Source organism: Paraflavitalea soli (assembly GCF_003555545.1).
Taxonomy (GTDB): domain Bacteria; phylum Bacteroidota; class Bacteroidia; order Chitinophagales; family Chitinophagaceae; genus Paraflavitalea; species Paraflavitalea soli.
This window is the reverse complement of sequence record NZ_CP032157.1, coordinates 1,952,757-1,978,833: the sequence shown is the minus strand read 5'-3', so window position 1 is coordinate 1,978,833 and position 26,077 is coordinate 1,952,757. Positions and strand designations below refer to the sequence as shown.

Annotated in this window: 20 protein-coding genes; 5 read left to right on the top strand and 15 right to left on the bottom strand. The window is 48.5% G+C overall.

The window, feature by feature from the left end; all coding sequences use genetic code 11:
* Positions 1 to 13: 13 nt before the first annotated feature.
* The 14 genes from D3H65_RS07280 to D3H65_RS07220 all read right to left on the bottom strand — a co-directional run bounded on the left by D3H65_RS07280 (position 14) and on the right by D3H65_RS07220 (position 19,620).
* Complete coding sequence (locus tag D3H65_RS07280) at positions 14 to 3,130, bottom strand: hypothetical protein (protein ID WP_119049625.1); 3,117 nt, start codon at positions 3,128 to 3,130, stop codon at positions 14 to 16.
* Positions 3,130 to 6,669, bottom strand: coding sequence for a baseplate J/gp47 family protein (locus D3H65_RS07275; RefSeq protein WP_119049624.1), 3,540 nt, complete (start codon positions 6,667 to 6,669; stop codon positions 3,130 to 3,132). Before D3H65_RS07275 ends, D3H65_RS07280 begins: the two co-directional genes overlap by 1 nt.
* A 124-nt stretch (positions 6,670 to 6,793) precedes the next feature.
* A complete protein-coding gene (locus D3H65_RS07270; RefSeq protein ID WP_119049623.1) occupies positions 6,794 to 7,186 on the bottom strand; it encodes a GPW/gp25 family protein in 393 nt (130 codons plus the stop codon).
* 123 nt (positions 7,187 to 7,309) lie between these two features.
* A complete protein-coding gene (locus D3H65_RS07265) occupies positions 7,310 to 7,600 on the bottom strand; it encodes a PAAR domain-containing protein (RefSeq protein ID WP_119049622.1) in 291 nt (96 codons plus the stop codon).
* Between the two features lie 80 nt (positions 7,601 to 7,680).
* Entirely contained in the window at positions 7,681 to 9,381 is a 1,701-nt protein-coding gene (vgrG, locus tag D3H65_RS07260; protein WP_119049621.1) for a type VI secretion system tip protein VgrG, read from the bottom strand.
* Between the two features lie 9 nt (positions 9,382 to 9,390).
* Positions 9,391 to 10,119, bottom strand: a complete 729-nt coding sequence (locus D3H65_RS07255; RefSeq protein ID WP_119049620.1) for a CIS tube protein — start codon at positions 10,117 to 10,119, stop codon at positions 9,391 to 9,393.
* Between the two features lie 2 nt (positions 10,120 to 10,121).
* On the bottom strand, positions 10,122 to 10,289 hold the full coding sequence (locus D3H65_RS32825; RefSeq protein WP_162915467.1) for a DUF5908 family protein: 168 nt from the start codon (positions 10,287 to 10,289) through the stop codon (positions 10,122 to 10,124).
* A 10-nt stretch (positions 10,290 to 10,299) separates the two neighbouring features.
* Positions 10,300 to 10,749, bottom strand: a complete 450-nt coding sequence (locus D3H65_RS07250; RefSeq protein ID WP_119049619.1) for a phage tail protein — start codon at positions 10,747 to 10,749, stop codon at positions 10,300 to 10,302.
* An 11-nt stretch (positions 10,750 to 10,760) separates the two neighbouring features.
* Entirely contained in the window at positions 10,761 to 11,195 is a 435-nt protein-coding gene (locus D3H65_RS07245; protein ID WP_119049618.1) for a phage tail protein, read from the bottom strand.
* Between the two features lie 151 nt (positions 11,196 to 11,346).
* Complete coding sequence (locus D3H65_RS07240) at positions 11,347 to 13,365, bottom strand: phage tail sheath C-terminal domain-containing protein (RefSeq protein ID WP_119049617.1); 2,019 nt, start codon at positions 13,363 to 13,365, stop codon at positions 11,347 to 11,349.
* A gap of 19 nt (positions 13,366 to 13,384) precedes the next feature.
* The gene (locus tag D3H65_RS07235; RefSeq protein WP_162915466.1) at positions 13,385 to 14,617 is read right to left on the bottom strand and encodes a hypothetical protein; all 1,233 of its coding nucleotides are present in this window, start codon (positions 14,615 to 14,617) and stop codon (positions 13,385 to 13,387) included.
* Positions 14,618 to 14,622: 5 nt separating this feature from the next.
* Positions 14,623 to 15,243, bottom strand: coding sequence for a DUF4255 domain-containing protein (locus D3H65_RS07230; RefSeq protein WP_119049615.1), 621 nt, complete (start codon positions 15,241 to 15,243; stop codon positions 14,623 to 14,625).
* A 455-nt stretch (positions 15,244 to 15,698) separates the two neighbouring features.
* Positions 15,699 to 18,065 (bottom strand): ABC transporter permease, encoded by a 2,367-nt coding sequence (locus tag D3H65_RS07225; RefSeq protein ID WP_119049614.1) that lies wholly within the window; start codon positions 18,063 to 18,065, stop codon positions 15,699 to 15,701.
* Between the two features lie 88 nt (positions 18,066 to 18,153).
* Entirely contained in the window at positions 18,154 to 19,620 is a 1,467-nt protein-coding gene (locus D3H65_RS07220) for an alpha/beta hydrolase family protein (RefSeq protein ID WP_119049613.1), read from the bottom strand.
* A gap of 229 nt (positions 19,621 to 19,849) precedes the next feature.
* Between D3H65_RS07220 and D3H65_RS07215 the strand changes: the two genes are divergently transcribed.
* From D3H65_RS07215 to D3H65_RS07205, 3 genes are all read left to right on the top strand, one after another.
* Positions 19,850 to 20,374 (top strand): hypothetical protein, encoded by a 525-nt coding sequence (locus D3H65_RS07215; protein WP_119049612.1) that lies wholly within the window; start codon positions 19,850 to 19,852, stop codon positions 20,372 to 20,374.
* Positions 20,375 to 20,842: 468 nt separating this feature from the next.
* Positions 20,843 to 21,172: an ArsR/SmtB family transcription factor gene (locus D3H65_RS07210; protein ID WP_119054421.1), complete on the top strand. Its 330-nt coding sequence runs from the start codon at positions 20,843 to 20,845 to the stop codon at positions 21,170 to 21,172.
* A gap of 16 nt (positions 21,173 to 21,188) precedes the next feature.
* Entirely contained in the window at positions 21,189 to 21,692 is a 504-nt protein-coding gene (locus D3H65_RS07205) for an SRPBCC family protein (RefSeq protein WP_162915465.1), read from the top strand.
* Positions 21,693 to 21,736: 44 nt separating this feature from the next.
* Here the strand turns inward: D3H65_RS07205 and D3H65_RS07200 are convergent, their stop codons facing one another.
* Complete coding sequence (locus D3H65_RS07200; protein ID WP_119049610.1) at positions 21,737 to 23,563, bottom strand: M23 family metallopeptidase; 1,827 nt, start codon at positions 23,561 to 23,563, stop codon at positions 21,737 to 21,739.
* A gap of 357 nt (positions 23,564 to 23,920) precedes the next feature.
* On the opposite strand from D3H65_RS07200, the gene D3H65_RS07195 reads away from it, so the two are divergent.
* Both D3H65_RS07195 and D3H65_RS07190 read left to right on the top strand, forming a co-directional pair.
* Positions 23,921 to 24,913: a sensor histidine kinase gene (locus D3H65_RS07195; protein ID WP_119049609.1), complete on the top strand. Its 993-nt coding sequence runs from the start codon at positions 23,921 to 23,923 to the stop codon at positions 24,911 to 24,913.
* Entirely contained in the window at positions 24,906 to 25,616 is a 711-nt protein-coding gene (locus D3H65_RS07190; protein WP_119049608.1) for a LytR/AlgR family response regulator transcription factor, read from the top strand. Before D3H65_RS07195 ends, D3H65_RS07190 begins: the two co-directional genes overlap by 8 nt.
* Positions 25,617 to 26,077 lie beyond the last annotated feature (461 nt).

Below are 26,077 nucleotides of genomic sequence, written 5' to 3'. Positions count from 1 at the left end.
GTAATTTTTTCAATTAAAAACTTCCCAGTACGGTGCTGCCCAGGGTAACCGGATTGGTGACACCTGTTTCGCAATCGTGCAGGCGCGCTTCGGGATATTCACTGTGCACGTTGGCCAGGAACTCCACCATTTTATTACTGGCTTCGCGCAGCAGGTCCTGCTTTAGTGTATCGTCTTGTATCAGATCCAGTTCATAATCGCGCAAGGCTTCCAGCCATGTTTTGAGCAGGGCCTGGAATGTTTGCATGGTTGTATAATTCACCCAACAGATCTTCAATGAAATGTGTGCAGGGGCTTCTGTGCGCATGGTCCTTTCGAAGAAGCGCCGGAAGTCGAGGTCTCTGAAGCGTTCAGGCCAGTAAGGCAGGATTACGGATGCCCGGAAGGAATACGGATCTTCTTCACCGCAGAAATCGCAGTCCTCACCCAGGCATACCTGCATAAGTTTGTATTTCTCTTCCTTGGTTTGCGGCAATACAGCGGTTACGGGAAAATGGGGCCGCAGCAAGAGATGTTCTACCAGGTACACGCCCTCTGCCTCGCAGGTGGGGGCAAATTTGGCAATGGCGTCATCAATGAAGGCGTTGGCAGTGCTTTCCTTGGTGAAATAAGAATTGCTGACGGCGATGGGCTTACCGTACCCATCCTTTAAGCGTACATAGATCTTGGCCGGTGTTACTTTATCCAAATAGTAATGGTCCTTGTGGGCCAGGCTATTGTATACCTTATTGACCAGGATGTCGATGGTCTCATACTTGTCATACTGCTGGAGTGACACGAAGTATATATTGGCAGCGAGGTCCACAACCTGGAATACATATTTGGGATTAGGCACGGTGCCTTCGTTGATGATCTTGATGTCGATATAACAAAACAGGTTGCGCCGATCATAATTGGCAATACCGGTGAGGCGCGCCACGCGTTTTTCCAGTCCGCTCACATTGCTGGTATTCCAGGAGGGCGACAGGTAATCAAAGGCCTTGCCTCTTTCTGCACTCACTACGGGATAGTCTTTGAGGAAGGCAATCTTGTCCTTGATGAGCTTGTCGTTCTCTTTTTTGATCTTTTCACCATTGGTAATGGTGTACAGCATGAGCACATATTCATTGAATGATTCGGCAAACCTGGCCAGGAGGTGATCGAGGAAACGGTTGCGCCGGTCGTAGAAAGTATCGAGTGATTCAATGAGCTGGTAGTGCTGGTTGTTATTGGCCATATCCTGGGCCGGTAAAGCGCCTGGTGCTTTGGGCGACTTGAGGGCATCCTGCAGGGATACATCGAGCCCGGTGCGCAGGTCGTTTACTTTTTTATAAAGGAGTGAAATGTCTTTAATGTCGGTAATGTATTGCGCAAAATAGGTTTGCTGAATGGTATCATCCAGACTAAAGAGGTCTTTGGCGTGGTGCAGCTGGGAAAAGAAATCGGCCAATAGCTGGTCATAAAACATCAGGTAAGCTTTGAGCTGCAAGGCCTGCGCTTTTCTTTCGGCTGGTACGGTGGAAGGCAACCCGGCTTTGCTGATGCCATAGGTTTGCGGCAATTCATACTGCACGCTGTAGTAGTCATCCAATTGGTAATGGGTGCCTTCGGGAGCGGGCCAGTCGTTGGCATGGCCTTTTAACTTGGCGCGCTCATTGATGCCTCTTAATACAGAAAGGATATCGGCGGTTTCTTTTGCATTGGCCTTAAAAGGCAAGTGGTCTTTAAAGAACAATATTTTGCTGAAGTTGACCTGCAGGATAGGCTTGTGGTAAGGAAGTAAATGCAGGCACCATTTCTGGCTGGGTAAAACAGGCTGGCCCCATTTATCGTATTCACTGATCAATACATTTTTCACCGCTACCACTCCTTCTACGTCCATGATCAGGTTAATAATATCTGACACCCTGATCTCGCTGCGTAGCTGGGTATTCATTAATTCCAGGGTGTCGATGAATCCGTGTTCCAGTTTGGGTCCTTCAAAGATGTCTTCTGCCGGAATGTTCCTGTTGACCATTTCCTGCAGGGAATAGAATTTGATATCAGGATTGAGGTATTCCTCGATCTGGAAATACACTTCAGCCATTACCTGTTCGATGTCGGTCTCGGGTCGCACTTCAATATCGGCGCAAAAACCAATGGGTACGGGTATTACGGTATCTATATGCCTCAGATCCTCGCAGAGATTCCGGTGGGCATGGAAGGCGGTTTTGGCCTGGTTGATGAGCCTGATGGTTTCCTGTTGCTTCCTGTTATAGAGCTGGAAGAAAGCCTTGTGTAAAGGGAAGGTAGGATCGGGTGTGTTGGAAGGATCGTCGAGGGCTATTTCTTTTAACCTTTTTTCGATCAGGGCTTCCAGGTCTTTTACTTTTTGGCGGAGGGCAATTACCACATAATAGGTAAAAGTACGGGCATCGCTATAGGTGACCTTTATTTCCCAGTATTGCGGTTTTTTAGTAACGGCGATGCTTTGGATGGTGATGATGGCATCGGCAATGTCTTTCATGAAATCGAGGTCCACTTCATTCCAGCGGGGCAGTACGATCTCTATCTGCACCTGTTGCAGTTGGGGTTCACTGAAGGTATAGATGATGTTGCCGGAATTGAGGTCGCCAAATTCATCGGTGGCTTCCAGGTCCAGCATTATATCATAGAGACCGCGGATGTCGATGGCTGTATGATCGGTAGGATCATATACCAGGCTGTCTTTGGCGCAGAGGGGATACAAGGGTACTTCCGCCGCAGGGATCAGATCGCCGCCGGCAGGGTTAAGGTCGTCCACATTGGCCTTGGGGAATAGCCAGGCATTGTGGATGCCAATAATATCGGCCAGGAGTTTCCGGTAATCTTCTACTGTTACGGGTTCGGTGGTCAGTACGTTGCGGGCTGTAAAGAATGCCTGGTTTTTGGTGACGGTGCCATCTTCGGTTGCCAGCAGGTCCTTGGTATCGAACCCTGTGCGGTAACCCAGTTCGGTAATAGCATAACAGAGTGCTTCGAGGATGGTAACGCCGGGATCATGGGTATTGTAATCTGTCCACAAAGTGCTGGACAGTTTTTCAATGTACTCCATGCCTTTGCTGCGCAGCAGCTGGTAGTTCTCTGCGTCTTCCAGCTTACGACCTTTGGGTATGAATATGGCTGTTTCCATTAGCAATTACAATCCGGGTTTAAATAATCAATGATGTGTTTGGGAATACCCAGTGTTTCATTGCCGGCATAGGACACAAATACGGAGCGGGAGGAAGTAGCTACGGCCTCTTCCACATCGCCGGATATGATGCCGTTGACAATATGGTGCATCTTGAAACAGGTGAGGTAATCCACATAAGGGCGTTCTTCTATAAAATCCAGCAGTTTGCTTTTGCTGATCCTGCCCCCAAATTCAATTTCCTGGGTGCCCCCAAATGCCCAGGGGGACAGGTATTGTTCAATTTCGGTGATGAGGAGGTTGCTGTAATAGGCGCCGTCGTCGGTATAGAATTTTACTTTAAAGTCGAGTTGTATCTCTTCGAAGCGGGCGTTCTTTACCTGTAGTTGTACAAATGGGGATATATGCAGGCGCAGGTATTTTTTGATCTCTTCGAGGGTGCCAATGCTGGTTTGCGGCTTTAATGGGTTGATGGCATTTTTGCCAGTGAGGTCGGGAATGGGTACCACCAGCACATGGCCTGGGCATAGTTCATTATCTCCTGTGCCGGGGCTGTTGATCTTGGTGTGGTTGATGCATTTTACTTTATAGATATCCGGGAATTGCTGCAATACAAGGCGCTCATAATCCCACATGGTGATGGCCCTGTTCTTATGCCGCAGGCGTTCGCTTACGCGGTTGTAGAATTTATTGGCTGGTTCTTTGATCCTTCCGCCAAAGGAGCTGTAGGGCTGTTGAATGGTTTTGACAGATGAATCGCTGATGAGCAATTTGGCAATGGTGCCTGCCGGCAGAATGTCTGTATACACGATGCCTGCTTTGTGGTAATCAAAGAGCACCGCGGTGGCGGCCTGTGCATGAATATCCACCAGGTTGCAGGTAGCGGCAGTGTGGATGGCGGCGGTGGCCCTGATCCAGAAAAGCTGCTCGCCCATGATGGTATTGGCACTGACAGCGGTAGCCGGCAATGCAAAACGAATGATGCCGGTTTTGGTGAGGTCATTGGTTTGATCGGCCACTGAGTATTGGTCGAAAGGCAGCCACTGGTTATTGGCTGCGAGGAAGGTCCATTGCAGAGGCTGCCGGTCGAAAGCGGGATCGGCACTGCCGTCGGATACTTTGAACAGCAGGTTGAGTGACTGGCTGGCATTGAAATTATCAATGCCAATGTACAGTTCACCTTCATTGGTATACATGGGCAGTAAGGTGATGGCGGCTGTTGCGCCGAGGAATGAACGATGTTGTACAGTATGGCCAAAGGGGGTAATATGGTAAAAGAACCCGTTTTGTTCAGAGAAGCTTTCTGCAGTGGCCAGGTTGAGGTTGATGGATGCGGAAGCGCTGTAGCTCAGCGTCATCGATTTTATGGTAGGTGTATACGGTTCGAAAGGCAATGAAGACGGTGTCGTAAGGGTGGCGGTAGTAAACCGTTTTATAAAGTCGGAATGACCGAAATCACCCCTGAGTTCGATCTTCATAAATCCACTCTCTGCTTTCACGGAGTATTGTTCGTTGGGCGCAAAAGAAAAGTTGTTATTGAATGAAGGCAGGTTAATGGTGAGGCTTTCTTTATTGCTGCAATGGTATTTTACGCCATCGATGGTTGGATCGGTATGGTCGAAAATGATTTGTTCATGTGTGCTATCTGAGGTGTTCTCCTGCCAGTCGCCATTGTGCAGGTATTTAATGCGCACTTTCCTGTCTACAAATTCTGATGCCAGGTATTTGTTCCAGTCAAAGCGATCGATCTTATCCCATTCAATATTGAGTGTGGCATTTACAACGGCCGATCTGTTTTTAAGGAACACTTCATTGCTGCCGATGATGAGGGAAGATCCGAAATGCGGGGAAGGGCCAAAGGGCTGGAATGGTTTGGCGGCATCCAGGGGACCAATCTCATTTTGCAGGGCCATGGTCTTAATACCATTGACACTTACATATACGCCCACCTGGGTAACAAATACGGATGATAGCTTATCGATCTTGTTGGCTTCTCCTTTGTTGTTCTTTACCAGGAGTTGTGCCACGGGCAATCCGGTTAAATAACCTGCCTTGTGTATTGTTTCGTCGTAGGGTATCCAGGCGGGTTCGTCTGAACCAAGGCTGAAGACCACAGAGAGTGTGGTGCCAAATACGCCGGCGAGGCTTACATGGGCTTCATGCCATCCTTTTTTGCCGGTTATTTTTACGATGAGGTCATTGGCGAGGCCAAGGCCGTCGAGGGAATTGTTATTAAAAGTAAATGAAAGGGTGGCTGTTCTGAATCCTTCCTGCATATACAGGAGGGGATGCGCCACGGCAAAACCAATGGTCGCAGTGTCATGCGTTTTGGGATTGCCATAGGGTTCCCAGCTTTTGTCGGGCGTAGTAAGGGGCGCTCCCTTGCCGTCGTCTGAATTGCTGACAGGCGCTGCAAATAAGGTGGTATAGCCGACTTCCTGCTGAGCGAGGATGGACTTAATACTTTTTACTTTTCCTTTGTTGACCACTATGTCATCTGTGAGTGCATAGAAGAGCTCCTGCCCTACCTTGTTCTTGCCGGCTTTGAATACGGTGTCTTTCTTCAGCAGGTGCCGGGGAATATTCTTTTGCAGCTCAAAGAGCAGGTGTACCAGGTCGGGTTGTGCTTCCTGCAACCGGAGCCGCAGGATATCCTTATAATAAAAAGAGAGGTGGCGATCGGTAAATTTATTGATGTGGTCCTGGGCTACACGGAATAACTTCAGGAAGGTGAGGTAAAGGGCGTAATGGGGTGTATGGGAAGGAAAACTTTCCATGGTTTCCTCCAGGTATTTGCCGGCATTATCAATCACGGCGCTGTAGGCCTTGAGCAGGCTTTCTATCAGTCCCTTAAATATGCTGTGGTTGACGGTGTTCTTGATCTTTTCCTCCGGCGTGGCGCCATTGATGGGCGGAATGAAGGGAACGGTGGTCCATACATCGGACAGGTTATTGACGAGCAGGCTGCCTGCCCTTTGTACCTGGATGGGTGTTTCGGGCGGAGACAGGGGGGCGGCCTCATTGATCATAGCATTGGCGGGCTTGGCTGATTCTATATAGTAAGTTTTGATCTTAGACCATTGATCGGCCAGGCGGGAAGCGATGGTGATATTGAGGTATTCGGTATAGGCAAAATCTTTGGGTAAGGTTTGCAGCTGTTCGTCCAACTGGTAAATAAGGGTAGCTATTAAATGATAAATGGAAGTATAATACTGTTTTAACAAGACGGGGTTACTGGTGTCCTGTATCTGTTTGTACAATTCCTGTATATAAGTAAACCAGGAAGCTGCATTTTGACGGGCAATGGTGGCCAGTGAAACGCTGATGTCCATTTTCATCAGGGGCAGCCAATCGCCATTTTTCTTATTGGTGGGGTCATAATAGTTGAGGTAGCCTGCATAGCTTTTGGCAAACAGGATGAGGTCTGCATAGTCTCTTTCGTCTACCTGTGCATAGCCTGGCAGTAAAGCCTGCAGCACCCGCTTATACTGGCTGGTACCGGAACGCTGCAAGGGATTTTTGGAAATACAATCAGGCATGGTAAATGTCGAATTTAGAATTTAGCATTTCGAATTGGTGCTGCGTTTTGAGGGCTGGCTGCCTTTTGTAAGGTGAGCCACCCATCAGCGCTGCATTTGCCACCACACAAGGGTGACCCACCTACTATGTCTTTTCATTTTTATAATAGGGGAATACATAGTTGTACCGGCTATTGGTTGATTTGACGGTGTATTCCAGCTTGATCAGTACCAGCCCTTCCAGGTCGTTGCTTTCGGTCATATCGATCTTGTTGACGGTGATGCGGGCCTCATGGTACAGGATGGCGGTCCGGATCAGGTCGGCGATATAGGTCTTTAAGGTGGTGGTGAGGGGTTCAAACAGCATTTCATCGAGGTTGCAGCCGTAGGTGGGTTGCATGACGCGCTCTCCCAGCCTGGTGCTGAGTAGTATTTCGAGGCTGCTTTGAATATCCACTTCATCGCTCGTCATCTGTACGATGCCGAGCTGGGGATCAAATGCTGGTGGAAAACTCCAACCGGTACCTAAGAAAGACATAGCATTTAGAATTTAGAATCCAGAATTTAGAATTCAGCATAGCTGCCGCGCTTTACAGTTCCTGATCGTTGGCAAGTCCCTGTAATTTGGCGTTCTTATTCATTTTCACTTGCTTCTTCCTCACTACCCTCCTATTATCACGGTGGCATCGCCTAATACGATCGATCCACCATGGGCGGTGCTATCGCCCATCCTGGCGGCTGGTTTGCCACCGATCATTACTGTGCCGGAACCTTTGACAATGGTATCCGGCGGTCCGGTACAGGTGCACATATCCCCTACTGTAGCGGCGGGCATACCGCCAATCAATACGGTGGGTGCGCCGGGTGGCAGCACGGGGCCGCCTACATGTGGCACGGTGCCGGTTACCATTGGACAAGTATGCATGTCTCCTGCTCTTGCTGCTGCTGGCATGGCGATTTCGAATTTAGAATGTAGCATTTCGGATTGCTGCCGCGCTTTGAATAGCGTAACATGTTCCGTTGACTTTCTGCTTAATTGATCTTCACCATTCCGCCTTTGATCTCGGTGGTGGCGCTTCCATTGACTGATATACTCGGTGCTTCGATCTTCACCTCGGACCCTCCTTTGAGGGTAAGGGTACTGGCCGCTTCGATGGTAATGCCGCTGCTGTTGATGGTGATCTTGTTGTTGTCCTTATCTTCAATGGTGATAACGCTGTCCTGATCGCTAATGGTCACTTTTCTGCCACCGGGTGTTTCTATCTTAATGGCCTTCTCTTTGTCGTTGAATATGAATTTCATTTTCTCCCGGCTCACGTATCCTTTTTCATCATTGGTGCTGGTGACGGTAATGGGCGCTGGTTTGGCACTGCTGTTGAGCATTCCCAGGATGATCATGTGGCGCGGATCATTGTGGATACAACCCACGATCACTTCATCATCGACCTCGGGTCTGAAGAACAAACCGCGTCCATCTCCGGCATCGGGCATGGCTACCCTGGCCCAAATGCCCTGCTCGCTATTGTTGATAACGGGCACCCTTACTTTTACCCGGTCCTCGCCATCGGGGTCTTCTATGTCGGTCACAATACCGATCATCAGTCCCTGTGGGGAAGGCATCATGCCAGCGGCTGCCTGGGGATGGTAGGGATTGACGCTTTCTGCAAACCATTCGGATGACAAGCCAAAGCTGATCTCGGTACTCCAATCGCCTTCTTTGTACAGGTGTTTTACGCCGCTTACAAATACGGGTCCGTTGAAGCGTTCACCTACACCGTTAAGTTTTATAAAGTTGCCGGGCAGCACATCGGGAAATCCCTGGCATTTAACCCGGCCCCGCACTTTGGCCAGTCTTTGCCTTTGTAATTTGGCGTCGGCCCAGGCTTGTAATTCCTGTTCAGTGAGCTTGCCTGCATTGATGAGCAGGAATTTATCGAGCCCGATCACATCGGCCAGGTCACTCGCGGAAAGATTGCCGGTTTCTTCACTGACAGCAGGTTCGTTGCCATCTACTTCCTTTACTTCCTGGCTGGTGTAATCCCAGGAGGAGGCTTTCAATCCTTTTGGCTGATGACGTGCATCTATTTCTGCTATATATTCCAATATGGTTGCACCAAACAATACATCCAATACGGAAGCGCCGCCCAGGTCAGGTTTTTTGAGGGTGACCTTTCCATCATTCACCATGCACAGCAGGCCCAGCATATCCATGCGGGACACGATAAAATCCCAATCGGTGAGGTCATACTGCACCAGGTCTTTGTGGGTAATAGAAGTACTCTCTACCTCTTTATCGAGACCATATTGGTTGATGATCTCTTCGGCGATATCGCTATCGCTGAGGTCGTTGTAATGTTTATTCTTTCTGCCAATGGTGAGCTTCACTGCTTTGTCTCTGCATTCTACCAGTAAAGCTGATTTTTTAGGTGCTATATAGTTACTATGGTTGGTAACAATACCCTTGTACACGGTTTTGGTATCGGAACGGTAACCAAACTGAATCTCAATTTCTTTGCCTGGCAGGAAGGTGTCCTGGTTACTGATCGTAAAATCTTCTATGGACTGATCGCCATCGGCAATCCTGATCTTTGCCCAGGGAATTTTATTGATCTCTTTGTTGATGGTAATTTCTTCAACACCTACTTCACGGGACAGTTCTTCGCCGCCTACTTTTACCGTAACGGTGGTTGTATCGGGGTTCTGATTTGTTGGTATGGTCCTGGCAACAGCCACTTGTTTTGACTATTTAATGGGTGGAAAATTGATTTTGGCGCCCTGGGCTATTTTCCGGAAGCCGGGCATCTTATTGGCCCTGGCCACATCGATATAATAGTTCTGGTCGTTGTAGATCTTATTGACCAACAGTGTATAATGATCACCTGCCTTGAATATGCGTTGGTGGGTGATATCGGGTGAACGATTGTCTTCCAGCCGCACAGCTTCTTCGGGATTGAGGGCACTGATCAAACTGATGTGGGCCATGGCCCGGATGGGTTTCCCATCCGGGCGGAACAATTTATAATCAATATCCAGGGAAGTAAGAATGCCTTTGAACAATCCATCGGCGGTGCCCCAGCAGATCTTGATGTAACAAGGCCGGTGGATCTCACCTTCATAGTTGTAACAGAATTTCTTGAGCAGTTCTATGCGGGCAGTTACATCGTTGTCTGAATCTTCGAAAGGATTGGTAATACCGATGTTGATGATGCCTGCATCTTTTACCACGCCGGTACCGTCTATGAGCAGGTCGAGTTTGAATTCCTCGGGCTTGGTGCGGAAATACTTGGCCTGTTGGGTGGTATTGGGAATATTCTGGTCTACATATTCGATGGCATACTTGCGGGTAAAATTTTCCGGGTTGACCAGGGCATAGAATTTGGTTTTCCCGTCAATATTACGCGGTTGTGAACCGGCCTCATTGTCGAGGAAGGATTCGATCCACAACTTCTCTATTTTGCCCATTTCCAGCATGGCTATCTTTCTTTTTGTTCGTTCATAATGGCTTTAATTTCCTGTATGCATTCTTTCAGGATGTCTTTCTTCATTTTTTCCAGCATAGCAGCCGCCGGCTTATCATTACGCGGCGCCGGCTCCGGGGCTACCACGGCTTTAATATGCAGTTCTTTGACTTCAATACTCATAGCTGTTCATTTAGATGCGCAATACCTGGAAATATTGATAGGATAATACCATGGATTCTACCACGACTGCGTTTTCTCCTGCATTGAAATTGCTGACGGTCCACTTCTTGGGAATGGCGTTGATGACATGCCAGTTCATGAGGGGAATATGCTGGTCGTTGAGCAGGGAGATCATGATATTGATGGGCTCAAACTCAAAATTCTCCAATGCTTTGCGGCACCACAATACAATACCCGATCCTAGCATCATGCCTCTTTTGAGGGTGATGTCCTCATACTTGGAACGTACGGGCAATTGCCAGGTAAACCGGTTATTGCCACCTTCTTTGAAGCTTTCCATTTCCAATTCCACATTGAGGCCGCTGACCTCCTGGAAACGGAAGTCGTTGGGCGTTTGTGGAAACAGTTCAAAAGCCACATTGAAGTGGAACCCCACGGGAGGATATTCAAAGATTGACATGCGGGTAAGGTTTATGGTATGGCTTCCATGGTGAGGCCTTCATGTACCAACTCCAGGGTTTCGATCATGACCTCGTTCTTATCGGCGCCCAGGTCGCCGGCATTTACTTTAATGGGCCAGGCCTGCTTTACCTTCCATACAAAAACGGGCTCATGGTTCTCATTGAGCAGTGATATAGTAAGGTCCCTGCGTTCGGGCTTGTTCATGGATTGCTTGTTCCACCAACTGAAGAACTGGTTGTTCTTGGCAAATTTGCCCCGCTTGAGGGTGATGTTGGTGAACTTCTGCATGCCCGACATTTTGATCTTGTGAAATTCGGGGCTGGCGCCATCACGGTATTCAATCACATCGGTGGTGACCTCAAGACCGGTAACTTCTGTAAAACCGATCTTATCGCCACCCCACTCTACCTGAAAATGGAATTTTGGTAATGGATATTCTGCCATGGTATTGTTGTTTTAAGAATGATCTTTTATTAAATATTGATCCGTTTAATTGAGGGGAAAGAATACAGGATACAGAATTCAGAATACAGAAGGAATACACTTATGCTAAGCGCTCTATTCGTTTCACTTCTGACCTCTGACCTCTCACCTGCTAGCTTTCCTGCATTTTGTGTGAGAATTTCAGGATGATGAATTCTGCGGGTCTTACAACGGCCATCCCGATCTCCACATTCATTTTGCCTTCGAGAATATCCTGTGCGGTCATGGTTTGTCCCAGCCCCACTTTCACAAAAAAGGCCTGGTCGGCTTTGGCGCCTGCCAATGCTCCCTGCCTCCACAATACGGTGAGGAAGTTCTCTATCATGCCTTTTACTTTGACCCAGGTGTTGGCGTCGTTGGGTTCAAATACAAACTGACCGGTAGCTTTTTTAACGGACTCTTCCACCATATTGAAGAACCTGCGTACGGAGATGTAGCGCCACTCATTGTCGTTGCCTGCCAATGTGCGGGCGCCCCATATGAGGGTTCCTTTGCCGGTAAAGGCGCGGATGGCGTTGACCGATTTGCCGGCATTGGTATCCACATTGAATTCATCCTGCTGTACATTGTCGATGGGCACCACCGGGCCTACTACGGAGTTGAGGCTAACATTGGCGGGTGCTTTCCACACGCCGCGCTGATCATCGACCATGGCGTATACACCGGCCACGGCGCCACTTGGTGGCAGTTGGGAAGTGGATGTAGAGATCTTAGCCAGTATGTCTTTATAAACACCGAATGAGTTGGCCAGGCTGGTATCCAAGGTCCTTTCATAATTCGCTGCTGCGGCCTGTATGGTGTAGAAGAAATTAATGAAGGAAGTGAATGCTGCGCTAACGGCTTTTTTGGCTTCATCATACTTTAATTCAGCCTGGGGGAAAGCGGCATATTGAGCTACCAGACCAGCATCTGTAGCAGCAGCATTGGCCCCTACGAATGTAATTGCGGTGGTTAAATCGGCACTTGGAGTAAACACTTCATCCAACGCATCATCTGCTTTGGAAGCGTTGCTGTGCTTGATGAGGGTCTCCATTACATTCTTTATACCACTGCTGGCAATCACGCCGGTGATATCGTCTTTGAGTACAAACGATACGGAGTTGGTTTTAGATGCCGGGTTGGGCGTGGCGCCTACCTTGGTGGGCAGTGTTCCCTGGAAGGTATTGAGGGTGACCAGTATTTTCTGAACGAAGTTATAGATGTCCCTTAATCTGGCCCGTTTATCGGCAGCCAGTGCAGTAGCGTAGGCGTCGAATAACTTTTTAAATTCTTCTTCGAATGATTTGCTGGTGCCGGTGAGGATGCCCGGTGCGCCTACTGCAATATAACTTTTGAGGGTATCGCTGGCTTTTTTAGCATTGGCCAGATCAAAGATGAGTTGAATGGCATTGTTGTCGGAAGTAAGTGCTTCCAGTGACAAGGCTGTTCCGGGAGGCGCTCCGCGGAAGAGGCTCACATTGCGGTAGCGGATGGTTTTGGGAAGAGAAGAAAAAACATACGGCACATAAGCAGCGCCATATTTCAGGTTGTTGATACCGATCTTATTGCGGAACTGGCCTACCCTATCGACCACGGATTGGTTAGGCGTATTTTCATCACTTTTCAGCAGGTCCATGATCACAAAGCGATCACCGAGGCGGGCGCATTGCAACAGGGCTGCCTGCTGAAAATCATAGAGGCTGCCGTCGGTCAATGCGGCATCGGGACAAACGATCAGGGTTGGCTCATCTTCCTTTTCCAATGGCCCCAGACCACCGGTCAGTTCGGCGATCTGTGCTGTACCTCCATAATCTCCCACAGAAATGATGTAGCATTTGCCTCCGCCATTCTCATAAAACAGCCGCAGGCTCTCGTACATGTAAAAGGTGGAGGAAGGGATCACCTGCATCACTGCATCGTTGGTGTCGAGGTAGACATTGTAGGTCACATTGGGACCTACGCCAAACCAGGCTTCATATTCGCTGAGCGAATTGATGCGGGTAGGCTTTTTGAGGAGTGATTCACCATTTTTAAATGCCTTCTCGGTATATCCTATGAAGGCTGGTACGGCAGTTTCTACCTGTGCCACTGAGGGAGGAAAAAGGGATATTTCTTCAACATATACCCCGGGAGTTTTGTACGTGGAGGCCATAATCAGGAGATTTTATTATTTAATAGTTTAGAAACATTTCAGAACATAGGTAATCGTAGCCGGCCTGGGTGTACTTACCCAGCCTGTTGAAAGGTGGATTGGGTACGGCGGTCAGCTTAAAGTCGGGCGGATTAAAAGTGAGGACAAGGGTGGTTACTGCTGCCTCGGCCAGGGGGATTGGTTTCTGGGAAACAAAATCGTTGCTAAGCAATGAAAAGGCATAGGCCGTGCCACCGGTATCGGTGAGGGACAATGCCCTGGCATCCTTGCGGGTATATTTCCAGAGTACCCTTCTGGCCGGAAACTGAATGGTGTATTGCTTTGGTTGTATGATCTCGGCTGCATTGAGGAAAGCATAGGTATTGGCGGCGGGTAAATGGTTGAATATTTCCATGATACCCAATATGCTTTCATCCTGGAGAGCAGGATCGTAGTACACTTCCCTGGAAGTGGCATTGACGGTTATTTTATACCTGCCAGGTTTCAGGTGTGATAGCTTTACGGGAATGGCGGATTGCTCCTCTCCCACATTGAAGTACTGAATTTCTTTTTCGCCGACGGCGATGGTAAACCCGGGTGTAACGGGATTGAAATCAAAGGCATAGATAGCTATCTCAGCCCGGGGTACGGGGGCCGGCAGGGCCAACGTATACTGTCCGCTGGTGCTGCATTCCACCTGATCATTGGCGGTAGGATAAGCTGCAGCACTCAAAGGCTCCCATTTACTGGTGTCGTTGAGATCAGCCACGGCCACGCTGGTATGTTTGGTAATGGCTTCAAAAACATTGTCCGTGCCGGGTTTCATGACCATGGTACCTGGCACATAGTTGGTAGCATTGGCATGATCGGCTATGGCTTTGGAAGCAAACAGCACGCTGCCTCGTTTATTGTTGGCTACATTGCTGAAATAGTATTTCTTGCCGTTTACCGGTGATATATTGGTGTAATTGGAGAAGAGGTTGTTCCTGCTTTTGAGGTAGAGGCGGAAAATGCTCTGTTCATAATACTTCCGGTAAACTTTGTCATCGGGCGGTGTAGCCAGGGGATTATTGATAAAGGGGCCACCCAATTCGTTGATCAGAATCCAGGTCCTGAATTCGCTGGCGGTATTGCGCCACTGGAGGTTGAGGCCTTTGAACAATGCCAGGCAATCGGTGGCCGGAACCACTTCCACATCCCCACACTTTTTGGAGGTGAAATAATCATGCAGAAAAGAAACCGTGAAGAAAGGCGCATGTTGCTGGTTGATCATAGCAATCAATTGTTCTTATTGTAGTCGTTGATAGCAAGATTCATAATTGGGTCAGCCTGCATTTGCGGTGTATCGTCTTCAATGGTCACCAGGCGTACTTTATACAATACGGAAGGCAGGTATTTACCTCCCAGGGTACCCCATAAGTGATTCACCTGCTCGAAGTTGAGTGAGTGCAGATCAAAGACAAGCTTATCAATACGTGGATCGAGTTTTGGTTCTGAAGCAGCGGGACTGTTCTGGTGGTTCAATACATTCTTGTATTGAAAGAACTGTATGATGAGTGACAGTTGCTGCAAGGCGGTGTCGTAGGAAGAATGTGCTACTGCAAAGAGACAATACAGGTTGAGGAAGATCTTTGGATTCCTGTATTCCACTTTGTCATTGACTTTCACAAAGTTCTGCGGTGATTTGGATATCCTGTCCTCTTCTATATTGACCAGGCTTAATACGGCTTTGCCGGCCACCGGGTTATTGGGGTTGGGCGCATTGTCGTTGTCCTGGGCTTTGGTGATATTGCCTAATACGATTAGTTTGGTGATGGAAGGATCATCTTTGGGATTGATCTTTCTTACAACATACCTGTTTACTTCGGCAGCCACAAACTTTAACGCGTTATCAATCATTGATTGAATTGTTTTAAGGAGTTTGTCGGAAACCTACTTAATCAGTGCCTTGAATGAATGTAACAGTAAGGGGGAAGCGGATTCTTAGTCGGTGTTAGGCGTCGTTGGGGAAACAATATTACAGGAAAATTGTGATATGATCCGTCAACAAGGCATTACCTTTTCGTGGTATAAGGTCAAAAAAAGCAATACTGCGCATCCGCTAAAAGTAGTTCTACGCTGGATCCAGTAAATTATGAAAGGGGTTGCCCATAATCGAAAGGATAAAATTGGGTGGCCTGGAATGCAGCGCTGGCACACTTTACAGCATTTCTTACACCAGTGTTGCAAAAGCGTATTATTACTAACGGGGATGGTGTGAATGTGTATTCCGGACAAGGGGTAAAAAATAATAAAAAACCCCTGACAATTTATTCAGGGGTTTTGTTTCGCAGTCAGACAGACATTACTTCAGTTTATTCACTTCTTAAACTTTTAACAGGGTTCATCAGGGCAGCCTTGATAGATTGGAGGCTGATGGTCATTAAGGCTATCAGCATGGCGAGGCCTCCTGCTACGAGAAACACCCACCACTGTATGGAAACACGGTAAGAATAACTTTGCAGCCATTGGTCCATGGCCCACCAGGCAAGTGGGAATGAAATAAGGGCTGAGAGGAGTACCAATTGTAAAAACTCTTTGGATAATAAATGTGTAATACCGGTTACGCTGGCACCCAGTACTTTCCGGATACCGATCTCCCTGGTCCTGCGTTCGGCCGTATAAGCGGCCAGTCCAAATAGACCGAGGCAGGAGATGATGATGGCCAATACAGCAAATACCCTTGACAATTTTCCGATCAATGCTTCACTTTTGAACCGGTCGTTAAACTGGTCATCAACAAACTTGTATTCAAAAGGATAACCGGGATTGTCTTTTTTCATCACCGTTCCAATTTTTGCCACGCTGGCTTCTACATTGGAGTTGCTACGCAAACGGATATACAGGGTCCTGGCGATATCGTTATTCAGGAAAAACATGACAGGGTCGCTTTTGGCATACATATCGCCATAGATGAAATCTTTCACCACACCTACCACATGCATGGCATCTCCACTGGAAAGAAACGTAACGGTCTTTCCAACGGCTGATCCTTCGCCCAGCATTTTGGCAAAGGTTTCAGTGATCAGAATATTGGCACTATCACCAATGGCATTGCTTTGAAAATCCCTGCCTTCCGCGATCTTCATACCTGTAGTAGCTATGAATTCCGGGCTCACGCCTCTGGCTGAAACGAGAATGCTGGCGTTGGGGTCTTTTCCCTGCCAGGTAAAGTTGGAAGAGTTGTTGCCAATATCCATGACGTTGTAGCTGTTTAAGGCAGCATTTTCAACGGCGCCTGTTTTTACCAGGTCATCTTTGATCACACTAAAGTTCTTCGCCATGTTGCCCCGAACGTCTAATGCAAGGAGGTTGTTGCGGTCGTATCCGATATCCCTGTTCTTTACATGCTGCACCTGCTGGTAAATGATGATGGTGCTGATGATGAGTACAATGGAAACGGTAAACTGTGTTACCACCAATCCTTTTCTGATGAAGGAGGCGCTGCCACCTTTTATCCGGATGCCTTTAAACACAAATACAGGATTGAAGGAAGAAAGGTATAAGGCAGGATAGCTGCCAGCTACCAATCCGCATAATAAAGCTATGATGAGTAAGGCGCCCAGGTGAAGCGGATTATCAAGACCCGGGGTGAGTTGTTTTTCTACGAGCACATTGAATGCCGGCAGGGCCATGGCAATGATGATGAGGCCAATGATCACCGCCAGCAGGGCCATCAATATGGATTCGCCAATGAACCGGATGATCAACCGGCGTTTGCCGGCACCTAATACTTTACGTACCCCTACTTCGCGGGCGCGTTTTTCACTGCGTGCGGTAGACAGGTTCATGAAATTGATACAGGCAATAAATAAGATGATCCAGGCAATGATGGTGAACATGCGTACAAACTGGATCCTGCCGCCCGCCTGCCTGCCATCTTCATATTGATCGCGCAGGCGCCAATCGTTCATGCTGAATAAGAATGGTGTGGTGGAGGTTTCCGGGAGTCTTTTTTTGATGGAGCCGGCCAGTAGCTGGTTGACTTTCGCTATATCGGCCTGAGGCGACAGCTCAACATAGGTGGACAGGCTATTATTGCCCCAGGCGGTAAGCCTTTCTGTATTTTCTTTAAAGAATATTTCAAAAGGTGCGATCCAATCCATTTGCAGGGTTGAATTGGCAGGCAGGTCCTTGACTACACCGGAGACCACATAATCCTGCTTGTTGTCGAACCTGATGGTTTTGCCAATAGCATTGACGGACTTGCCAAAGAACTGTTCAGCCATTTTTTCGGAGATCACCACTGAATAGAGCTGGTTAAATGCTTCTTTTGCGTTGCCTTGCACAAACTGCCAGGTGAAGAGGCTGAAAATGGATTGATCGGCATAGCCACCTCTTTCATAGATGGCTTTATCTCCCAGTGAAAACAGGGTTGGTTTGCTACCGCTGACGCGGCAGGTATTGTCTATGCCGGGGATCTCGGCTTTTATGGCTTCTGCCAGGGGCCCGGGTGTGGACCAAAAGGTACGCACTTTGCCATCGTAGGTCTGGTTTTCCAGCAGGCGATATATCCTGTCCTTCTTTACGTTTACCTGGTCATAGTTCACCTCATCTTCCATCCACAAAAAGATGAGGCCTGCGCAGGCTATACCGATGGCCAGGCCAAGGATATTCAAGGTACTATAGGTCTTATTTCTCCAGAGATTGCGCAGGGTGGTCTTAATGAAATAACTGAACATGGTAATTAGGTATTAGCTATTAGGTTTTAGCTGTTAGCTGTGGTACCTAAAAAGATGCCATCTTATATTCTTGTTGATAATCAGTTGTTTAGTTGTCTGGTAGTCGACGAAGCTGTTCGTTTTTGTTACAGCGCTTGTCCGGTTTTGAGGAGCAATCCTGGAATTGATGAATAAACATTGCTTTCAATTGCTCAAATCCCTTTATTGCATTGGCGGGCAGGTGCTCTCCTTTGGGGCCAAATACCAATAGGGCGGTTTCGGGTTCAATGGTCACTTTGCTTTCGTCTACCTTCCCGGCGGCATCTAACTGGGATGCTATGTCGAGCTTAAAATGTTTGGCGATAAAAAGATACAGGAGCTGGCGCTTGTTAACGCCAAAATCATGGCCTTCTTCCGGCAGGTGTACATTTTCTACCTGGTCTGTCTTCCCGTAATAGCCATACATTTTCTGCAGGTAAGGAAACTCTGTTTGTGGCACCTGGTCTGTCCAGTCTTTTCCATCGGAGATCACGAGTTGTGGCCGGGGCGCTGCCATGGCTGCTATTTCGGGATTGGCAGTGCCGCCACCGCAAAGGTGGATGGGCATGCCGCTTTCACAAGGGCATCCACCACTATGGTAGGAAGACAGCATCACTACAGGCACACTCAATTTGATGCGGTTGTCCAGTGCGGTGATGAGCATGGTATGGCTGCCGCCACCCGAGCCGCCTGAAATGGCTACGCGGCTGCTGTCGGCCTCTTTTAAGGTGAGCAGGTAATCCAGTATACGGATGGTGCCCAATGCCTGTACGGTCATGGCGAGGGCCCGACGGTGATCTTCTGATTTGAATTGTAATAGAGATTCGCCCCAGGCAAAGAGGTCATAACTGATGGCCATGCATCCCATACGCGCCAGGGTGGCGCAGCGAAGCTGGCAATCGGCCCTATACCGGTGTTGCGCCCAATGTCCATCGGGACAAAGCACGATGGGTATTTTACTTTTCACTTTCAGCGGGCGGTATAGGGAACCAGCAATATAGAGGCCGGGCAAAACTTCAAAAGCAATGTTCTCGATGCTGTAGCCATCCATCGAACGCTTGCTGACTATAATAGGTTTGCCGGTGGGCGCCGGCGGCAATGGAGACAATTGCAATGCCTCCCACATGCATTTTTTAAGGGAATCCCTGCGCTGTTCCCATTGTTGAGCATTGCTATAGTGAGATGCGAGGTAATCCAACCGGGCTTTGCCTTCTTCGGGTGTGAGGCGGTGGTATTCAAAATACTTCAGCTTGTAACGCTTATCGCCTGTTTTGTTGACCGCCATATCCAGCGGTGACAATATATTGGAGAGGGTCGTTTCTGCATCGGGCCGGTAGCGCCAGCGGGCATAGTTGACCCATTTGTCTTTGACCATCTCCTCGCCATACTGCATTTTGATGCCATAGCGCTGCTCAATTTCGGTGAGCACGGTTTTGAGTGGCATCCGGAACTGGTCGTCGGAAGTTTGCGCCATGAGTATGCCCGAGCAGTAAATAGCGATAACAAGGACAAATGGCTTCTTTATGTAGGCAATCATTGAGCGCTTTTAATTACTGATTATTAATTATTGATCATTCGGTTGCTTCGATGGACTAATGACCAGTAAATTAACAATGAATTACTGTATTTGAACAGGTCATTGCTGATCGTCACCCGGTACGCACTGTAGGGAGGTTGATAGCCGCCATACGTATATCTCTCTATGGGCCTGCGGCAAATGGCGGTAAATTTATTGTAAGAGGAAGTTTAACCCGTCCTTTACTATCATGACCAAAACAAGCCATTCCACCTTAACTGCTTCTGCCGCGGGCATTGCCTCCCGTCAACAGCCATTTCCTATTATCCTGAAAGCAGGATTAATAGCGGGGATACTGGATATCCTGGCCGCTTTTGTAAGTTATATGATCAAAACGGGTAAGAATCCCTTCCTGATCCTGAATTATATTGCCAGTGCGGCCTTTGGCAAAGAAATTGGCTATGGTGACAAAACGCTGATGCCCGTACTAGGCCTGCTGTTCCACTTTTTAATCGCCATTATTTTTGCCGCCATTTTCTATTATGTGTGGCCGCTGATCAGGCAGGTAAGCAAGAACTGGATCGTTTCCGGGCTGGGTTATGGTGTGCTCGTATGGGTAGCCATGAACCTGGTGGTGCTGCCCCTGACGGCTGCTCCCGGTGTGGGGAAACATACTACTTCGGGTGTTATCACCGGCCTGCTGATCCTGATGGTATTTGTGGGATTGCCTATTTCCTGGGTTATTTCGCGGTACCGCAATGCCCACCTGCGTTAGGTCATTTTCTATTTATTTATTTCGTAATCAGCCCTTGTTGGGGGTAAATTGACTGGAAAGGTGTATTGAGAGCCACCCAACCGGTCAATTGACCCTTAGTGAATGCGCTTTAACCTCCTACCTTAAGCGGACCTTAACCCTACCTGAGCCCGCAAATGACTGTTACGGGGGGCCTATGTGCAACCCTGCCGGATGGTGCTTTACCTGCCTGCGCATAGCCTACAACAGGCACCCCAATTACCTGCGTATGGCCTAAACAGGGTTCTGCAAAGGGGGCAGTGCAATATTTAGGCAATCCGTAGGCAATGCGTAGGCAAAGCGTAGGCAATGCGCACGCAATCCCAGGCCCCAACCCTGGTCTTTGCATCCGTAACGTACCACATGGCGAAGGTGCTTTCAGATAAAATTGACCTTTCCTGCCGGATTTCTGCTACTTTTGTAACCAAACGGTTACTACAAATCTATATCATGAGACGTGATGTTTTCCAGGCAATAGCAGACCCCACCCGCCGGCAAATTATTGGGTTACTTTCTCAAAAGACATTGACACTAAATGGTGTAGCGGAGAACTTTGAAGTGAGCAGGCCCGCTATTTCCAAGCATATCAAAATACTTACGGAATGTGGCCTGATCGTGATCCGCCAGCAGGGACGGGAACGGTTTTGCGAAGCCAACCTGGGCAAACTGAAGGAAGTAAGTGACTGGGCGGAGCAATACCGTTTATTCTGGTCCAAAAAGCTGGATGCGCTGGAGAGTTTCCTGGCCACCGAAGTGCAGACCAGGAAGAACCAACATTAGTATTCATTTTATACCTATGGAATCATCTTCCCGTTACGGTACAATTACGAAGGGTCCTGAAGGCTACAGCGTACGTATAGAACGGCTGTTTGCCTACCCGATGGAACAAGTATGGCAAGCCATTACAGACCCCACCAAAGTGGCCATATGGCTGGCTGAGGTGACTATGGAATTAGAAGAAGGCGCGCCTATGCGGCTGCATTTTACCAATACCAATTGCGACTGCCGGGGAGAGGTGACCCGGATAAAACAACCCTCCTTGCTGGAGTATACCTGGCAGTTGGAGCAGGAACCGCCATCATTGGTACGCTGGGAATTATTCCCGGTGGGCAATATGGCCTGCCGCCTGGTATTGACGCACCAGCAATTGACAGGCGATGTCTCCAGTTTTGCTGCCGGCTGGCATGTACACCTGGATATCCTGGAAGAGCTGCTCAATGATAAAGTGGACAGCTTTTACTGGACCTGGCAAATGTGGAAACCGAAGTACGAGGAATACAAAGAGCGTTTTAAGCCGTAAACCACATTTTTGTAGCAAGCCGGAGGCGAGCGAGCTATCTTCCCTCATAGCTTTACAAAAGAAAAAGTTTGCTGGGTGGTGTTGCCTGCCACATCGGTGATGGCAACCGCTAATTGATGTTTACCTGGCCTGCACTTCCCGGGAATAGCCAGGGTGAAATCATTCCCCTTCCTGTCGAACAATAACCACTGGCCATCCAGCTCAGCCCGGAAGCTGGTTACTCCATCTGTTTCATCACTGCATAGTAATTTCAGTTCGATGTCATCTGTTGTAAATGACTGGCCCGACTGCCAGTTGACCAGGCGGATAGTGGGTGGTATGGTGTCGAGCAATAGTTGTACAGTGCCCAGGGTATTGAAAGAGGCGGTAAGCCAGTTGTCTTTCCAGGTACCCTTGCTGGCGGACTTCTTTTTCCCATTGTTCAATTGCATTACCACCCTTTTCCGGAGTCGCTCGGTCACAAAGGGCAAGGCTTTGAGGGATATCCTGTAGTTGTCGTGCACGGGGATGGATGCATTGTGCAGGCTTACCAGTGGAGAAGCTTTGTATGAGCCGGTATTGGATTGCTCTTTCAAATTGAAAAATACGGTATCATAGAAAGCGGTTTTACTGAAATATACTTTACAATTGTTGCCGGTGACTGTATTCTCTATCCCAGGCAGCAAGACTTTTGTACCGGGTAAAAGTGGTTGTGGCGTTTCTACAGCCCCGCTGTATTGTACTTCATTTTCGAAGGTGGTTATATTGTTGCTCACATCAAACAGGCGGATGTTGATGCGGTGTACCCGCCCATCGGATAGATCAAGGAGGCCACTACCCTTCCAGGCGGGCAGGTGGTTGCCCGGTAATACGCCCAGGTGTTGTACATATAGGCCGGTGCGCATCCATTTCGGATAGTCCACGCAGGCATTGATATAGCGGCTGTCGGTGTAAGAGAAATTGTCGAGGGTGGATTCATGTATTAATTTATCATCCAGCCTTAGTTCCGTGCGGTATATGGCAAACTGAAAACGGCTGTCGTTGCTTTTGTCTTCGGCGCGGATACCCAGGCTTATTCGGGGTGACCGCACTTTGATGACCTTACGGGTTGCGTGCCAGGCTCCTCCGGTCCACTGGAGACTTATGCTATTGCCTGGTGAGCGATAGGTACTGTATTGGCGGTTATACCAATACAGGCTTTTTAGTACAGGTGGCTGGTCGTCGGCCATTTCAAACCCGTATAAGAGCGGGTTGAGGTTATTGCCGGTGCGGGTATCCCTTAGCTCAAAGTGCAGGTGCGGCGCTTCTGAGCCACCGGTATTGCCGCTGAGGGCTATCTCCTGGCCTTTGGTCACCGGGAAACGGCCAGCGGCAAAACTAATGTCCTGCTCGCGTTTTTGGCCTGCCTGCTGTTGTGCTTCCACGGCTGCTTCCAATGGTTCATAAAACCGGTTCAGATGGGCGTATACGGTAGTATACCCGTTGGGATGGGTGATGAAGATGGCTTTGCCCAATGCATACTCCTCGATGATGATGCGGCTCACATAGCCATCTGCCACGGCATATACGGGCAGGTTTTCCTCGCCGTCGGTACGTACATCGAGCCCCATGTGGAAATGGTTGTTGCGCAGCTCGCCGAAGTTGCCGGACAACCGGAAGGAAAGGGCCAGGGGATCCCTGAACGCAGACCGGGGTGAATAGTACAACGCATAAATAACTATACCAACAACTATCAATAAGAACAAGGGCCACCACCTGAGCCATGGACGCGCCGAAATGCTGGTATGTGGGGGCCTGGTTTTCTTTGGTACAGTTGCCTGTTCTTTGGGCCGTACAGGTATATCCATAGTGATGGGCATGGGCCGTTGACCCCTGGTAGCAGGATTGTTCATATAAAATGTTTTGGAAAAGAATAACCGGCCGGCCAGGTACGTTCCACTTCAAGGCTATCATTTTTGAAAACGTATTTTACCTGTTAGCGACGTAAACGGATAAACTGTTCTTCGGACCTGGTAGAAACCCCGTCCCCCGGAACACCTGGCTGCCGGTCGTGCTGAATAGTCAACTGAATCCGATGATCGGGATGAGCCGCTTTTGGGAAAGCGACCCACCCGTTGCCATAGTTTCAGGATGGAAAATTAGCAGTGCAGGGGGCGGTATCCAATCCAAATCGACAAACAGGGGCTGCATCTCTGCAAACGTGGGCGGGCTGGTGAAGGGTGTGTAGCAATTAATAATACCTTTGGCCGATGCGAAAGAGATTGATCCTGTTGTTCGTCATTTTTGTGGCTTTGTATTTCCTGTTGCACATCGCATATGACCTGCCCAACCTGGTAAACGGACATTCCCGGTTTTTGGGAATGCCGGCCAGTATGGGTGATCTCATCGGGCGGCTTTTGGAAATCGTTCTCTATTTTCTCTTTGCCCTGGTGCCCTATCTTCTGTTCTACCATTTTTATCCCCGGCGGGTGGCGCCGGCGATCGTATTGACGGTGATCGCGCTGCCCATTATTTTTTACTTGTGTTACAAAACGGGCAGAGATGTGCGGCTGAAAAGTTATTTTCTCAATAATATATTCTATGCTTTTTTGTACACGGTGTACGGCCTGGTATTTTACTTTATCCGCTATGCCCAGCATAAAGAACTGGAGCAAAAGGATATGGTGATCCAAAACAGGCAATCTGAATTGTCTTTCCTGCGTTCGCAGATCAACCCGCATTTCCTGTTCAACAGCCTGCACAATATTTACTCGCTCATGTACCAGAATGCGGCCGGTGCGCAGGATGCCATCCTCAGTCTTTCGGACCTGCTGCGGTATATGTTGTATGATGCCAGTGAAAGGGTGCCGCTGCAAAAAGAGATCGACTATATTGCGCGGTACATTGAGCTGCAAAAGATACGGTTTGACCATGCTATTCATGCTCCCCTACGTGTAACGGGTGATACGGCGGCCTTACCGATTGTTCCCTTACTGCTGATCCCGTTTGTAGAGAATGCTTTTAAGCACGGTGACTTTTCGGGCATGGAGGAAGGCGTAGAAATTACTATTCATGCAGGGCCCCGGAGTATTTATTTTCATTGTGTGAACCGCAAGGGGCATGGATTGAAGGATGCTGCGGGTGGTATCGGGCTGCAGAATGTGCAGCGGAGGCTGGCGCTGTTGTATGCGGATAAACATACGTTGAAAATAGACGATACAGATAATCATTTCACTATTAACCTGGAACTGATCAATGGGTAATACTTCACCGTTGCGTTGCGTAATTGTTGATGATGAGCCACTGGCTGTTGGCCTGTTGGTGCAATACGTGGAAAAAACGCCGGGGCTTACGGTCGTATTCAAGACCACGCATGTATTGGAAGCCTTGCAGGTCATCGAACAGGGAGAGGCTGACCTGCTGTTCCTGGATATTCATATGCCTGAGTTGAGCGGCATGCAGTTTATGAAGCTGATCGGCAACCGCTGTAAGGTGATCCTTACCACGGCCTATACGGCCTATGCGCTGGAAGGCTATGAGCATGATGTGGTGGATTACCTGCTGAAGCCCTTTTCCTTTGACCGCTATATGATGGCGGTGATCAAAGCCAAAGAGCGGCTGGAGGCCAGGCAGCCGGCCGTGGCGAAGGAGGCGCCGGACCATATTTTTATCAGGGCGGAATACCGCATACAGAAGGTGGACCTGGATGCTATTTACTATATAGAGGCTTTGCGCGATTATATTGGCTTCCACACGCCCGGAGGAAAGATTTTGTCGCTGGAAAGCATGAAAAAGATGGAAGCCACGCTGCCTGCAGAAAAATTTATCCGCATTCATAAGTCTTACATTATCAACCGCAACAAAATTGAGTTCCTGGACCGTGGTAAGGTGGTGATCAATGGGCAGTATCTGCCGGTGGGTGAAACCTACCGGGAGAAGTTTATGGCTCAAATCGGGATAATATAAACTGTGTTAGTCAAAGCTAATCATTGAATAATCAGGTTGTTTGGAGGGATAACCGGCGGTTAGCCATCGTAAGTGCATTTCTGGAAGTGTAGCGGCATTACGAGTAAACCTGTAGGTAATTTATAGGGGTTTGCCATTATTTTTGCATAAAATACTAACACCTGCACTATAACTGCAGTCACACCTTTTATCTTTTCATCAAAGCGGCTATATTTGCGTTACCCCAAACAGTTACAACGAGTATTCAATATCGTTAAGTGTAACCGCTTTCTAGGTAGGCGAGCCGCCCCCTATAGAGACATCCTTTCCTAAGCCCCCGTAATAAAAGATGGGACAGGCCTGGAAAAGGCTATGTTACTGCTTTGGCTTTGACTCCTCAGCAAATTGGACTTAACCGTTATTGAGTCTGTATTCTACAGCAAAATGAGTACCTGCGCAGATTTCACATCTATTGCGTGATG

Bases quoted from the DNA above. Each gene is read 5' to 3' on its own strand.
- D3H65_RS07225 (WP_119049614.1), bottom strand. From the start codon at position 18,065: ATGTTCAGTTATTTCATTAAGACCACCCTGCGCAATCTCTGGAGAAAT.
- D3H65_RS07265 (WP_119049622.1), bottom strand. From the start codon at position 7,600: ATGCCAGCAGCAGCAAGAGCAGGAGACATGCATACTTGTCCAATGGTA.
- D3H65_RS07195 (WP_119049609.1), top strand. From the start codon at position 23,921: ATGCGAAAGAGATTGATCCTGTTGTTCGTCATTTTTGTGGCTTTGTAT.
- D3H65_RS07220 (WP_119049613.1), bottom strand. From the start codon at position 19,620: ATGATTGCCTACATAAAGAAGCCATTTGTCCTTGTTATCGCTATTTAC.
- D3H65_RS07235 (WP_162915466.1), bottom strand. From the start codon at position 14,617: ATGATCAACCAGCAACATGCGCCTTTCTTCACGGTTTCTTTTCTGCAT.
- D3H65_RS07215 (WP_119049612.1), top strand. From the start codon at position 19,850: ATGACCAAAACAAGCCATTCCACCTTAACTGCTTCTGCCGCGGGCATT.
- D3H65_RS07230 (WP_119049615.1), bottom strand. From the start codon at position 15,243: ATGATTGATAACGCGTTAAAGTTTGTGGCTGCCGAAGTAAACAGGTAT.
- D3H65_RS32825 (WP_162915467.1), bottom strand. From the start codon at position 10,289: ATGAGTATTGAAGTCAAAGAACTGCATATTAAAGCCGTGGTAGCCCCG.
- D3H65_RS07210 (WP_119054421.1), top strand. From the start codon at position 20,843: ATGAGACGTGATGTTTTCCAGGCAATAGCAGACCCCACCCGCCGGCAA.
- D3H65_RS07205 (WP_162915465.1), top strand. From the start codon at position 21,189: ATGGAATCATCTTCCCGTTACGGTACAATTACGAAGGGTCCTGAAGGC.
- D3H65_RS07275 (WP_119049624.1), bottom strand. From the start codon at position 6,669: ATGCCTGATTGTATTTCCAAAAATCCCTTGCAGCGTTCCGGTACCAGC.
- D3H65_RS07270 (WP_119049623.1), bottom strand. From the start codon at position 7,186: ATGTCTTTCTTAGGTACCGGTTGGAGTTTTCCACCAGCATTTGATCCC.
- D3H65_RS07250 (WP_119049619.1), bottom strand. From the start codon at position 10,749: ATGTCAATCTTTGAATATCCTCCCGTGGGGTTCCACTTCAATGTGGCT.
- D3H65_RS07200 (WP_119049610.1), bottom strand. From the start codon at position 23,563: ATGAACAATCCTGCTACCAGGGGTCAACGGCCCATGCCCATCACTATG.
- D3H65_RS07245 (WP_119049618.1), bottom strand. From the start codon at position 11,195: ATGGCAGAATATCCATTACCAAAATTCCATTTTCAGGTAGAGTGGGGT.
- D3H65_RS07255 (WP_119049620.1), bottom strand. From the start codon at position 10,119: ATGCTGGAAATGGGCAAAATAGAGAAGTTGTGGATCGAATCCTTCCTC.
- D3H65_RS07190 (WP_119049608.1), top strand. From the start codon at position 24,906: ATGGGTAATACTTCACCGTTGCGTTGCGTAATTGTTGATGATGAGCCA.
- D3H65_RS07240 (WP_119049617.1), bottom strand. From the start codon at position 13,365: ATGGCCTCCACGTACAAAACTCCCGGGGTATATGTTGAAGAAATATCC.
- D3H65_RS07280 (WP_119049625.1), bottom strand. From the start codon at position 3,130: ATGGAAACAGCCATATTCATACCCAAAGGTCGTAAGCTGGAAGACGCA.